This is a genomic window from Myroides gitamensis (assembly GCF_029894455.1).
Classification (GTDB): domain Bacteria; phylum Bacteroidota; class Bacteroidia; order Flavobacteriales; family Flavobacteriaceae; genus Flavobacterium; species Flavobacterium odoratum.
This window is the reverse complement of the sequence record NZ_JARYHN010000001.1, coordinates 2,527,719-2,540,965: the sequence shown is the minus strand read 5'-3', so window position 1 is coordinate 2,540,965 and position 13,247 is coordinate 2,527,719. Positions and strand designations below refer to the sequence as shown.

Annotated in this window: 13 protein-coding genes; 8 read left to right on the top strand and 5 right to left on the bottom strand. The window is 35.6% G+C overall.

Annotated elements, in window-relative coordinates:
* Nucleotides 1-37: 37 nt before the first annotated feature.
* Together M2306_RS11245 and M2306_RS11240 are read right to left on the bottom strand one after the other, a co-directional pair.
* Nucleotides 38-1,408: a sensor histidine kinase gene (locus tag M2306_RS11245; protein WP_115092559.1), complete on the bottom strand. Its 1,371-nt coding sequence runs from the start codon at nucleotides 1,406-1,408 to the stop codon at nucleotides 38-40.
* Nucleotides 1,405-2,082 (bottom strand): response regulator transcription factor, encoded by a 678-nt coding sequence (locus M2306_RS11240; protein WP_002990177.1) that lies wholly within the window; start codon nucleotides 2,080-2,082, stop codon nucleotides 1,405-1,407. Before M2306_RS11240 ends, M2306_RS11245 begins: the two co-directional genes overlap by 4 nt.
* 164 nt (nucleotides 2,083-2,246) lie before the next feature.
* Between M2306_RS11240 and M2306_RS11235 the strand changes: the two genes are divergently transcribed.
* Complete coding sequence (locus M2306_RS11235; RefSeq protein WP_259187821.1) at nucleotides 2,247-2,633, top strand: VOC family protein; 387 nt, start codon at nucleotides 2,247-2,249, stop codon at nucleotides 2,631-2,633.
* Between the two features lie 104 nt (nucleotides 2,634-2,737).
* Here the strand turns inward: M2306_RS11235 and M2306_RS11230 are convergent, their stop codons facing one another.
* From M2306_RS11230 to M2306_RS11220, 3 genes are all read right to left on the bottom strand, one after another.
* Nucleotides 2,738-2,896: a hypothetical protein gene (locus M2306_RS11230; RefSeq protein ID WP_002990180.1), complete on the bottom strand. Its 159-nt coding sequence runs from the start codon at nucleotides 2,894-2,896 to the stop codon at nucleotides 2,738-2,740.
* 127 nt (nucleotides 2,897-3,023) lie between these two features.
* Nucleotides 3,024-3,548 (bottom strand): GFO_1090 family protein, encoded by a 525-nt coding sequence (locus M2306_RS11225; protein WP_259187822.1) that lies wholly within the window; start codon nucleotides 3,546-3,548, stop codon nucleotides 3,024-3,026.
* Nucleotides 3,549-3,897: 349 nt separating this feature from the next.
* Nucleotides 3,898-4,926, bottom strand: coding sequence for a YncE family protein (locus M2306_RS11220; RefSeq protein ID WP_236594065.1), 1,029 nt, complete (start codon nucleotides 4,924-4,926; stop codon nucleotides 3,898-3,900).
* A gap of 786 nt (nucleotides 4,927-5,712) precedes the next feature.
* Between M2306_RS11220 and M2306_RS11215 the strand changes: the two genes are divergently transcribed.
* From M2306_RS11215 to M2306_RS11185, 7 genes are all read left to right on the top strand, one after another.
* The gene (locus M2306_RS11215; protein ID WP_259187823.1) at nucleotides 5,713-6,498 is read left to right on the top strand and encodes a lipopolysaccharide kinase InaA family protein; all 786 of its coding nucleotides are present in this window, start codon (nucleotides 5,713-5,715) and stop codon (nucleotides 6,496-6,498) included.
* Between the two features lie 347 nt (nucleotides 6,499-6,845).
* Nucleotides 6,846-7,985 (top strand): ABC transporter substrate-binding protein, encoded by a 1,140-nt coding sequence (locus tag M2306_RS11210; protein ID WP_259187824.1) that lies wholly within the window; start codon nucleotides 6,846-6,848, stop codon nucleotides 7,983-7,985.
* Nucleotides 7,986-8,999 (top strand): FecCD family ABC transporter permease, encoded by a 1,014-nt coding sequence (locus M2306_RS11205; protein ID WP_115092565.1) that lies wholly within the window; start codon nucleotides 7,986-7,988, stop codon nucleotides 8,997-8,999. It begins immediately after the preceding gene.
* A gap of 74 nt (nucleotides 9,000-9,073) precedes the next feature.
* The gene (gene tgt, locus M2306_RS11200; RefSeq protein WP_115092566.1) at nucleotides 9,074-10,204 is read left to right on the top strand and encodes a tRNA guanosine(34) transglycosylase Tgt; all 1,131 of its coding nucleotides are present in this window, start codon (nucleotides 9,074-9,076) and stop codon (nucleotides 10,202-10,204) included.
* Nucleotides 10,205-10,241: 37 nt separating this feature from the next.
* Nucleotides 10,242-11,315, top strand: coding sequence for an LptF/LptG family permease (locus M2306_RS11195; protein ID WP_259187825.1), 1,074 nt, complete (start codon nucleotides 10,242-10,244; stop codon nucleotides 11,313-11,315).
* Nucleotides 11,302-12,195 (top strand): DMT family transporter, encoded by an 894-nt coding sequence (locus tag M2306_RS11190; protein WP_115092567.1) that lies wholly within the window; start codon nucleotides 11,302-11,304, stop codon nucleotides 12,193-12,195. Before M2306_RS11195 ends, M2306_RS11190 begins: the two co-directional genes overlap by 14 nt.
* Nucleotides 12,196-12,259: 64 nt before the next feature.
* The gene (locus M2306_RS11185) at nucleotides 12,260-13,213 is read left to right on the top strand and encodes an acetyl-CoA carboxylase carboxyltransferase subunit alpha (protein ID WP_115092568.1); all 954 of its coding nucleotides are present in this window, start codon (nucleotides 12,260-12,262) and stop codon (nucleotides 13,211-13,213) included.
* The last annotated feature ends 34 nt before the right edge of the window (nucleotides 13,214-13,247 follow it).

The window sequence follows — 13,247 nt, the reverse complement described above, 5'->3', positions numbered from 1 at the left end:
CGAGATAAAGGAGAGATTAAAATGAGATTAAAAAAAATTAATCTGCTGTTTTCATTCGTTTGGGCAGGCGGATGGTCACGGTTGTTCCTTGATGAAGAATCGAGTGAACCGTTAAACTCCCCTGGTGTAATTCAATAATTTTATAAGCCAAAGACAACCCTAATCCAGTTCCTTTAATCCCCAAAGCATTAGGAGAACGGAAAAAAGGAAGGAATAACTTATCCAGATCCTCTTTGATGATGCCAATTCCTTGATCTTCAATAAGGATCAGAATATCGTTTGCTGTTGTGCGCAAGGTCAATTGGATGGGAGCTTGATGAGAAAATTTATGGGCATTGAGGATGATATTGGAAAGTGCGAGCTCAAGCAAATGAGAATTTCCATTAAAATACAGTGCATATAATTCTTCTTGTGTTTCTATGGCTAGGTTGAGGTTTACATCTTTTTGGGTAGCAACCAAATGATCGATTAAGGTCCACCAAAAAGTTTCAAAAGACGTTTCTTGCAGCGAATAACGCGCGTTGTTTAATTGGGATAAGGTCAATAAATTATTGATGATGCGATTGATGTGACTGGCATCTTTAACTATACCTGCCAATACTTCTTGGTATTCGACGTCTGTACGCGGACTGCGCAACGCAATTTCCGCATTGCCCATCATAGAAGCAATTGGCGTTTTGAGCTCATGAGAGGCATGAGAAACAAAAGATTGCTGGTTGTCAAAAGAAGTATGCAAACGCAAAAACAACATATTGATGGTATCGCTTAAGGTTTTAATTTCATCCTTGGACATATGGTCAACGGGAATGGGTTGAACTAAATTTTCTACGTCTTTATCCTGAACGTGATTGATGATGCTCTTGATGGGGTTTAATAGGGAATTCGAGAAAATGCGCGACAATATAAACGTAATGATTAAAGCAATCAAAAGACTAAAAAGCATGATACTGCGCAATTGTTGTAGCGCTTTTTCTCCATTGTCATTGGTTGCTTTGGCCACAATAATATAATTTCCAGAATTATCCTCATAGAAAATCCCTACAATGAAATCACCCTCTTGTTGAAATTGTACTTTTTTATGGGTGTAAATTTGTTGCAGGAGCACTTTGTCCCAGCGCAATTCTTGTTCAGCAATATAGGTGGGTTCAAAAGAAGAGGTATAAATGCGAATTTGCTCTTTGGGTAAGGTACGTGGAAATTTGCGTAGTACTTCATCGTATTCAGCCTTAGTGAAATTGTCTTCCGCTAAATAATTATGCCCTACAGTAATAGCGCGATCTTCTAATTGGCGAAAGAAATTCTTTTTCCATTGGGTGGCAACAACAAAATAAATAGAGGTCAGTACCCCTAAAAGTAAGATGGCAAATAAACCGATAAATTGTAAGGAAAGTCGGGTTCTTATTTTCATTGTTCGTCTTTTAAAATGTACCCCATACCAATGACGGTTTGAATCAGCGTCGTCTCTTGGTTTTTGTTTAGCTTTCTTCTCAGGTAATTGATGTATACATCGATGAGGTTGGTTCCTCGGTCAAAATCAATACCCCATACAGCCTCTGCAATTTGCGCGCGACTCAAGACGCGGTTTTTGTTGAGGAGAAAGTATTCCAATAAATGATATTCTTTTTGGGTTAAGTTGATCTCAACCTGATCGCGGTACACTTTTTTCTGAAAGCAATTCATAACTAAATTATCAACGGTATATTCTAAACTGGGAACAGCCATCTTCATGCGACGAGTCAAGGCATTGATACGCAGTAAAAGCTCTTCATAATGAAAAGGTTTTGTCAAGTAATCATCCGCTCCCATATTGAAACCCTTGATTTTATCATGTAGAGTAGAAAGGGCTGTCAGCATTAATACAGGTGTATCTGATTTGTGTTTTTTGATTTCCTGACAGAGATCAAACCCATTGATGTTTGGGAGAATCACATCTAAAATAATGAGGTCAAATTCGTGTTCCATCGCTAATTTTAACCCCATGAAACCCTCATAAGCCAAGGTTACTTTATGTTGACTTTCTTCTAATCCTTTGCGAATAAAATTAGACACATTTGCCTCATCTTCAACCAATAATATGTTCATAACTTGTGCATTTTACAACAAAAGTAAAACTTATAAGTGTTTGAAAATTAACATTAAAGAAATTTAATGCTAGGTTAGAAAACGATAAGAATGAGAAAAAATCGGCTTTTTTGTGATTTTAATGCTAGAATCTAGTTGTATCTTTGAGTAGAAAAAGACCAAAAATGATCAAGTACAGCTATACCATTATGTATGTAAAACAGGTTGAAGTAACCGTTGCATTTTACGAAAGTGCTTTTGGATTTGAACGCAAGTTCATTACCCCAGAAGGAGATTATGCCGAATTAATTTCAGGAGATACCACTTTGGCCTTTGCAGCAGTGGAATTGGCACAGACTAATTTATCCAAAGGATTTACAGCTGTGAGTAAAGACCGTGTAATGGGAATCGAGTTGGGGTTTGTAGTAGAAGATGTTGAGCAAGCAGTACAGCGAGCAGTAGCAGCTGGAGCTTCATTATATGAGCCAGTAAAGGTGAAACCATGGGGGCAAACAGTGGCCTATTTCACAGATTGCAACGGTTTCTTAATCGAACTGTGTACCGCAATGTAAACATAAAAAGACAAAGCAATTTAGCTTGCTATGTGCTGAAAAAGAAATTGTGATGGTCGCACATCACAATTTTTTTTTCACGTGAATGGTATATCGTCTTTTTCTTAGTCTAGTTTGTTTTCTTCTTCTTCATCTTCCTTTTTTGGGCTTCCTCCCATAAACATGAAGATTGCTACGACAAGTCCCACACATACTAATCCAAAGATAATGATCATAAATGTGCCATTAGCAAAATTGTACAGAGGTAAATTCATTAAGTTCATAATACGTGTTTATTTATGTTATTCTGTACTAATTTATGAAAAATAATATTAATATAGTCTGATAAATATCAGTTGTTTGTTGTAAATAATAAAAAAACGCCCCTTTGTTTAAAAGGAGCGTCTGTTTTTATAGCTTGTCTAGGGTATTTCCTAGTGGTAAATTCATTTTCTTCGTTAAGGAGGAAAGTTCTTTTAAGCTGAAATTTCCTGTGATGAGAACTAAAACGGTTTCTTTAGTTGGATCCACACTGTCATTGTACATCACCAGTTCTGAAATATTTTGGTTCGTCCCTGTTTGGTCAATGTAAATGATAATTTTAGAATCACTGTCTTTTTTGTTTACTAATTCTTTGAGATTTTTGTCTTTCACATACTCATTAATAGTTGACGTCATCTCTTTTTTTACTTCTTGCGTCTTGGTATTAAAAACGCGTAAGCTGGTTAGTTTCTTGATTAAATCAAAATAGAGCTTTTCTTCGGTGTTCGTTGCTTCTACTTTTACGTTAGCCATCATTTCAAACATCTTCTTATTGACTACAACATTGTTGATGTTTTTGTTTTTTTCAAACTTTGAAAAGCTGTCCTGACCTAATGTTAGTTGTGCTGAAAACAACATCAAACAACAGATCAAATAAGGTACGATTCGTTTCATGGTATTCTAATTAGTTGTATCGCTAGTATTTAAGGCTCTCGAAACTTCAGATAAAATAGTTTTACATTCCTGGTAAGCAACTTCTGGATTAGAAAAAGTGCCGAGATTGGTTTCTGAAGGTGGTGCTTGTGTTGTTTTGAGATACTGGGATTGTATGACCAATACAAGTAAGCTAACAATCAATATACCGCCAATGAAGTAAGTGAAATTTTTTTTGTTCTTCATTATTTCTTGCGAACTAAATTAATATTATAGTAAAAATAGAAAATATAATGGAACAATTATAGCTTTTTTGAAATATAATGGAAATAGGGGGAAATAAAAAAGAGTCCCGAAGGACTCTTTGCTATTATTTGTAGTTGGCGTAGAAATTACTTGTTAAGATTCCCGCTGTAAAACTTTGTACCATTTTACCATTTTGGTAGATGGAAACTTTACTTGGATCCATCATATCTCCAGCATCGCCAATGTAAATCGTATTTTTAATTACGTTGAAACCATAGAAGGTAGAAGCCGCATTATAATCTTTTTCCGGAATGGTTAAGACAGCCGCAACTTGTACATTTGTATCATGTGGATTCCATTTGTAAACGGAGTTATTACTAGTGTAGTACAAATCATTATTGTCTAAACGCAAGTTCTTTGCTGCTGAATTTCTCGTAGAGAAGAATTCAGTTACTTTTGTGTCCGTTTGTGCGTCTATTTTATAGAAGAATGATTTATCACTTGTACTTGAAATAGCAAAAACAAAATCACCTAAAGTAACAAGATCTTTCAACTCTTTTTCTACTGGAATTGTTTTTGTAATGTTCGAGTTTGCGTCAATAACAGCGATTTCACTTTTATCAGCCGAAATATTTTTTTGTACATACAATTTGGTATGCCATGCTAAAATTTGACCTACTGGTGCATTGATTTTAATGTCACTAAGGAATTTGTAGTTTGCATCATATACACTAACCGATTGTGTTTCCTCATTCGTAACATATATTTTGTTGTTTGCGAAAGCAATGTACAACGGCATATTTAAACCTTCTGTAATAGTTCCTTCGTGTTTAAATGTATAGCGATTGAAAATTTCAACTTTATTAGACCCTTTTAATACAACAAATGCTTTGTTGTCTTTGAAAGACATACTGTGAGCTTGATCTCCTAATACTTTGTCTGCGGTTTGTGCAATATTAGCATGATATTTATCGTAAGCAAAACTTGAAAATCCTATAGATGCATCATTAAACTGTAAACCTCCTTGATTTAAAATAAGTAAACCATTGTCAAGGTTTGGAGCCTGTGGTACTTCTACAAATGGATCATCCGATGTACTACAAGATGTTGAAAGGATTGATAATGATAGTGCTAGAAATAAAAGTTTTTTCATATTTAGTTGCATAGTATTAGTATTACACAAAAGTGAAAGTTTAATAAAATGTTAATTTTTATCTTTCTCAAAATTAGTTTTTATTCTGAAATAAACAAGAGGTAATCCGTAAAATTTATAGGTCAACTCCTTAATTAACATTGAAATCGCGTATTCTACGTGATTCATTTACTGTAAAAGCGTATTAGCCATCCGTTTTATACCCAGAAAACTCGCTTTTTAAGGGCTTATTTTCTACTATTCTCTTAACGCAAATAATAGGATTGTAGTATAAAAAACAAAAAAAATATTTCATGAGGTTACTACAATGGGCTTTTTTGTTTAACTATTTTTAACAATTTTGTCCTGTTTGAGCATTAACAGGAAAGAAAGGATACAAAAGTATGTATTTTACTTTTTAGTTCGGAATGTTTCAAACTAAAGATGTGTTAATGACAAGGAAGTGTGAGATTAATCACGAAAAACAAATGCTTAAGATTAAAAAAGAATGATATCCATAAAAGTGAACGAAACGAAAGAGAGGCTAAAAAGAAGGAATAGTGAATGAATAAGATGTATTAAAAAGGCTTAAAATAGAGGATAAGTTTAAGTAAATGAGTTGTTTATGTTTTTTAGTTAGAGGGAGTTCTTAATTTAATGGTAGTAATTTAAAAGAGATAAAATATGGAATAGGGATATTTTTTATTTGTAACTAGTTGTTTTGTAGGTGTTTGTGTTGTTTGTGGAGTAAAAACGGGTGTCCTAGAATAGCCGTATCTTAGTATAGAATTAAAAATCAATTAAATTATGACTCAACTAAGGGTAAATCAACGCATTCACCCCTTATATCAAAACCAACAAGAAGAATTAACAAACCTAATTGAAAACTATGATGCATTAACTACGTATCTTTTTAAAGGAGGTAGAAACTCAATTAAACTAGCAACCTTATCAACTGGTCAACGAGTAGCTATTAAATCCTTTAAAATTCCCAATGAATTTAATAAACGCGTGTATAAGTTTTTTAGAAAACCCAAAGGATTGCGATCGTTTGAACACGCTGAAAAACTAAAGGAATTGGGGGTAGCTAACCCACAAGCGGTAGCGTATTTTGAATACAGTACGGCCACAACCATTCGGAATACCTATTATATTTCGGAACTCGTCGAGACAGAAATTACCTATCGCGATTTAATTATGCAAAAAAACTATCCTGATCGGGATGTTATTTTGGAAGAATTTGTTCGTTTTTCTTATGGTTTACATGAAAAGGGAATTAAGTTTTTAGATCATTCGCCAGGAAACACACTGATTAAAAAACAACCCGATGGAACTTATATATTTTATTTGGTCGATTTAAATCGAATGAAATTTGATCAAGAAATGTCGTTTTCCCATCGCATGAAAAATTTAGCGCATCTAACCACCAATATCAATGATATTGAAAAGATGGCAGAGCACTATGCTCGATTAATTGGAAAAAACTCCAAAGAAGTTTTTATTCGTTTATGGTTAGAAACGATCAAGTTCCAATTTAGATTTTACAAAAAGAAAGACATAAAGTTTAAGATTAAACGACTTTATATTAATTAACGTTTCTGGTTTCGGCTATCCTTTTATTTGAAAGGATAGCCTTTTTTTTTTGGGGGGGGTGAGATTGGTGAGACGATGAGATTGGTGAGATGGTGAGATTGATGAGGTGGTGAGATTGATGAGGTGGTGAGATTGGTGAGTTGGTGAGATTGGTGAGGTGGTGAGATTGGTGAGGTCGACACCTTCACACCTTCTATCTCACCTAGTTTATATTGGTTTTGGTGTTCGATGAATCTACACTGCGTTTCGATTTCACCGTCTCACCCTCTAACCACCTCCACAAAAAACAACCTTCGCCTTCCAATCGAATAAATAAGTTTATTTTTGCATAGTAAACACAAGTGTAAATGAAAAAAATAGCTTTTTATTGTTTGGGATTAACTTTGTTGCTTTTGTTCACTGAATGCAAAGACAAGACGGCAGCACAAGTAGAGCAATCCACACCGCAATCTCTTATTACGTATGCTAAGGGATTCACCCTAAAGGCCTATGATGGTATTTATGTGGTTCAAATCACCCAACCTTGGGCATCAGCAAAAGAGCAGTTTACCTATGTTTTAAAAAGAGAACAAGCACAAGTGCCTGATTCTCTCAAACAGTATACACAAATTCAAATTCCCATTCAAACCATTGCCTGTACATCGACTACGCATATTCCAGCTATTTCAACCTTAGATGAAGTGCAATCGCTTATTGGTTTTGCAGGACTAGATTATATCTCTACTGAATCCGTTCGACAAGAGATTGATCGAGGGCATATTCGTGAATTAGGACAAAATGAAACACTGAATGTAGAAGTGATTGTCGATGCAGCACCTGATGTATTCATGGCATTTGCAATGGATAATGGTAATAAAGCCTTACATACAATTGAACAAGCTGGTATTCCTGTCTTATATAATGGGGATTGGACTGAACAAAATCCTTTGGGCAAAGCAGAATGGATCAAGTTGTTCGGTGTCTTGTATGACAAAGAAAAGGAAGCCAATCAATTTTTTGAGAATATTGTGACAGATTATACAGCCGCTTTAGAACTGGTAAAAAATGCAAAAACTAAACCGACTGTAGTCAGTGGAGTGATGTATTCCGATGTTTGGTATTTGCCAGAAGGGAATAGCTGGGCAGCCGTGTATTTTAAAGATGCAAAAGCGGATTATCTGTGGAAAGATACACCAGGAGTAGGGAGTTTAGCCCTGTCTTTTGAACAAGTACTTGAAAAAGGACAACACGCTGATTTTTGGATTAATCCAGGTCATTATGAATCGTTGAGTGATTTAGCAGTTGCTAATCCACACTATAAAGAATTTGAGGCATTCAAAAAAGGCAATGTATATTCTTTTGCTCCAACGAAAGGAAAAACAGGAGGGGCGCTCTTTTATGAGTGGGGACCGCTTCGACCGGATTTGGTTGTAAAAGACCTTATTCAAATATTTCATCCAGAACTATTACCAGATTATCAACCGTTTTTTTATCGACAATTGCAGTAAATGAACATACCAAAAGCAAGTTGGGGATTGGGAATAGTATTGGTCGTATTCCTATTGATTGTAAATCTTTCTTGGGGCAGTGTACACATCCCCTTTAAAGAGGTCATTCGCATTCTCACAGGGCAAGAAGGAACAAAAGCCTCATGGGAGTATATTGTACTGCATTATCGTTTACCCAAGGCTTTTGTCGCTATTTTGGTTGGTATTGCCTTAGCGTTAAGTGGTTTATTGATGCAAACGCTGTTTCGCAATCCTATGGCCGAGTCCTATGTATTGGGAATTAGCGCAGGTGCAGGGCTAGGGGTCGCTTTAGTCTTGATGGGAGGTACACTACTTCCCGCATTTATCGCGCCTTATTTAATGTCTAGTTATACCTTACTTAGTACTGCTATTGTAGGGAGTTTACTTTTGCTACTACTCATTTTAGCCGTATCTCATCGGGTAAAAAGTTCCGTTACAGTACTAATTGTTGGGTTAATGTTTGGAAGTTTTGCCAATGCCATTATAGCGATACTGACCTATTTTAGTGAAGCGGATCAGCTAAAAAAATATGTTGTGTGGATGTCGGGAAGTTTGGGAAATTTGACACAAGAAATGATACTACTTTTTTTATTTGTTGTTAGCATAGGTGTCGGATTATCCCTATTTTTAATCCGAAGATTAGATGCCTTATTGCTAGGAGATGCGTATGCAGCTTCCTTGGGAATAAACGTGAAGCAAACGAGAAATTTAATTATTATCACCACGAGTTTATTGGCGGGTGGAGCAACAGCCTTTGTCGGACCTATTGCCTTTATTGGATTAGCTGTACCGCATATGGCGCGTATGTTGTGGAAAACAAACACCCATCGCACGTTAATTGGCGCTTGTATGTTGCTGGGGAGTATTTTGCTTTTACTTTGTGATATGCTCACACAAGTACACGCACAGGCGATTTTACCCATTAATGCCATTACCGCTATTTTTGGTGCTCCAATCGTTATTGCTTTACTATTGAAATACCGTGTTTTTTAGAAAATAGAAAAAAATATTAAAACTAGGCTTGATGACTAGTTTTAAATTATCTTTGCAAGCTGTAAATAGACAATATGAAGTTCGAATTATTACATACTGATGTTCAGTCACGTGCGCGTGCTGGAAAAATTACGACGGATCACGGTGTTATTGAAACGCCTATTTTCATGCCCGTTGGAACGGTAGCAACAGTAAAAGGAGTGCACCAACGTGAGCTAAAAGAAGAAATTAATCCTGATATTATTCTAGGAAATACCTATCATTTATATCTACGACCAAAAGTAGAAATCTTAAAGCAAGCAGGTGGTTTGCATAAATTCATGAATTGGGACCGCAATATTCTAACAGATAGTGGTGGATTCCAAGTGTATTCGCTTTCTGCTAACAGAAAAATCAAGGAAGAAGGTGTGAAATTTAAATCGCACATTGATGGTTCATATCACTTTTTCTCTCCAGAAAACGTAATGGAAGTTCAACGTGCAATTGGAGCGGATATCATCATGGCTTTTGATGAGTGTACGCCTTATCCATGTGATTACCGCTATGCAAAACGTTCAATGCACATGACGCACCGTTGGTTAGATCGTTGCGTGACACATTTTAATAAAACACCAGAACTATACGGATATTCGCAAGCCTTATTTCCAATTGTTCAAGGAAGTACATATAAAGATTTACGCCAACAATCAGCAGAGTATATTGCTAATGTTGGAGCAGAAGGAAATGCCATCGGTGGATTATCTGTAGGGGAACCTGCAGAAGAAATGTACGCAATGACTGATGTGGTTACTTCTATTTTACCTGAAGATAAACCAAGATATTTAATGGGGGTTGGTACGCCAATTAATATCTTAGAAAATATTGCCTTGGGTATTGATATGTTTGACTGTGTAATGCCAACGCGTAATGCGAGAAATGGAATGTTGTTTACATCTGAAGGAATTATCAATATCAAAAATAAAAAATGGGAGGATGATTTCTCTCCAATTGATGCAATGGGACATACTTGGGTAGATACAGAATACTCAAAAGCCTATTTACGTCACTTATTTGCAGCTAATGAATCACTAGGAAAACAAATTGCTTCTATTCACAATTTAGGTTTCTATATGTGGTTGGTTCGTGAAGCACGTGAACAAATCTTAGCAGGTACATTTGCCGCTTGGAAAAATAAAATGGTGAAACAATTGGGAGAAAGATTGTAAAAATCAACAAACGTCAAATAGCAAAAGTAGGGTACAGATGAAAATTATAGACTGGTATATTTTAAAGCGATATTTAGCCACTTTTTTTGTGATGCTCTTGCTATTTGTACCTATTGGTATTGTCATTGACGTTTCTGAAAAGATCAATAAAATCCTAGAGAACAAGGTGCCTATTCAAGCAACCATGATGTACTACTTGGATTTTACGGTCTATTTCGCCAATATGTTATTCCCCATATTTCTGTTTATTTCCATTATTTGGTTTACCTCCAAACTGGCAAATAACACAGAAATTGTGGCTATTTTAAGTTCTGGAATATCTTTTACTCGATTTTTACGTCCGTATTTGATTGGAGCGACTTTAATCTCGTTCTTAGCACTTGCCATGTCCATGTATATTGTACCTAAAGCAAGTGCCGGATATAATGATTTCCGTTATAAATACCTAAAGAGAGACGAGGTTCGGGAGAGTCAGAACGTATTCAAACAAATCAATGCCAACGAATTTATCTTTGTAAGTAACTTTAATTATAGTACAAATACGGGGTATAATTTCACCATTGAAGAGTTTGATGGCAATAAATTAGTTTCAAAAATCGACGCCAAACGCATTGAATGGAATGAAGAAACGAAACTGTATACCTTATATGACTATTTCAAAAGAGAAGTAGGTGATGCGGGTGATGTTTTAGAGTTTGCTGATTCCAAAGAATTGCATTTGGAATTCGATATTGATGATTTGAGTCCTGTCGTATATGCAGCAGAAACCATGACTTTAGGTCAACTAAAGAGATTTATTGAAAAAGAACGCATGCGCGGATCTTCTAATATCAATGTACATTTGGTGGTGTTGTATAAAAAATACAGTGTGCCTGTATCGGCCTTTATTTTGACGATTATCGCCGTATCTGTATCTTCGATGAAACGAAGAGGGGGTATGGGAATTAACTTAGCTATCGGTATTGCGTTAGCTTTTATCTATGTTTTCTTTGATAAGATTTTTAGTGTGTTAGCTGAAGCTTCAAGTATGTCACCGTTGGTGGCCGTGTGGATTCCTAACGTCACGTTCTCAATTTTAGCTATATTTTTATTACGAAATGCTCGCAGATAATGTAAAGAGTAATTTACTGTTACACCTCATTGTTTTCGTTTGGGGGTTTACAGCTATTTTAGGTAATTTAATTACACTAGATGCTCTACCTTTGGTGTGGTACAGAATTGTTATTGCTGTAATCACCTTACTTTTGTTATTCGCTTTTAAACGACAAACATTAAAGGACAGTAAAAGTAATATTACTCGATTTTTAGCCGCTGGAATTGTCATTGCCTTGCATTGGCTGACTTTTTTCTGGGCCATCAAGGTTTCTAATGTATCCGTAACCTTGGCTTGTTTGTCAACAGGCGCCTTTTTTACTTCCATTCTAGAACCGATTTTCTATAAACGCAAGATTATTGCCTACGAAGTTTTCTTTGGTTTTATCGTTGTTTGTGCATTAGGATTAATTTTTAGTGTGAGTACGGAATATGTAGAGGGAATTTTATTGGCCTTAAGTGCTGCTTGTTTATCCGCCGTTTTTTCAATTATCAACGGTAAATTTGCACAGCATTCTTCCGCTTCTATTATTACCTTTTATGAAATGGTCGGCGGATTGCTGATTCTTTCTTTATATCTTTTGTTTAGCGGAGGATTTACAGTAGAGTTCTTTACCGTTACAACAACAGATTGGCTGTGGTTGTTGGTTTTAGGTACATTTTGTACCGCTTTTGCCTTTATCGGATCGGTTTATGTTATGAAGTATATTACACCGTTTACCGTGATGCTAACTATCAATCTAGAACCTGTATATGGGATTCTATTAGCCATTTTAATTTTTAAAGACAGTGAAAAAATGAGCCCCGAATTTTATGTCGGTGCCTTGTTAATATTAAGCACAGTAGTACTAAATGCTATTGTTAAAAACAGGAAAAAGATAAAAGTTGCCAAAATATAGTATGTCTATATAGAGGAAAATTTTATCTTTGTGATTAGTAATTGAAACTAAAATTTATTCATAAATGGAATATTTAGATTTTGAGCTTCCTATTAAAGAACTTGAGGAGCAGTTAAAAAAATGTACGTTAATCGGGGAAGAATCTGATGTAGATGTATCGACGACTTGCTCACAAATCGAGAAGAAATTAGAAGAGACAAAGAAAACGATATATAAGAATTTGACTCCTTGGCAACGTGTACAATTGTCAAGACACCCAAACAGACCTTATACAGTTGATTATATTAAAGCACTTTGTGGCGATACATTTTTAGAATTATTTGGTGATAGAAATGTAAAAGACGACAAAGCAATGATCGGTGGTTTAGGGAAAATTGGAGATCAAAGTTTTATGTTCGTAGGACAGCAAAAAGGATTCAACACAAAGACAAGACAGTATAGAAACTTCGGGATGGCAAATCCAGAAGGATACAGAAAAGCTTTGCGTTTGATGCAAATGGCTGAGAAATTTAATATTCCAATCGTTACTTTGATTGATACTCCAGGTGCATACCCAGGATTAGAAGCAGAGGAAAGAGGACAAGGAGAAGCTATTGCACGTAATATTTATGAAATGTTCCGTATTAAAGTGCCTATCATCTGTATTATTATTGGTGAAGGAGCTTCAGGTGGAGCATTAGGTATTGGTGTGGGTGACCGTGTTACCATGTTAGAAAATACATGGTATTCTGTAATTTCACCAGAATCATGTTCTTCGATCTTATGGAGAAGCTGGGAATATAAAGAACAAGCGGCAGATGCATTAAAATTGACTTCTTATGATATGAAAAAGAATAAGTTAGTTGATGATATCATCGCTGAACCATTAGGAGGAGCACATTCAGATAGAGAAGCTACTTTTAATTCAGTGAGAACGTATATTGAAAAAACATACAAAGAATTGGCTAAAACTCCACTAGACAAGTTACTGAACCAACGCATGGAAAAGTACTTCGAAATGGGAGAGTACAGAAGCTAAATGACAAGATAAAAAAAAAATGAAAATCCGAGTT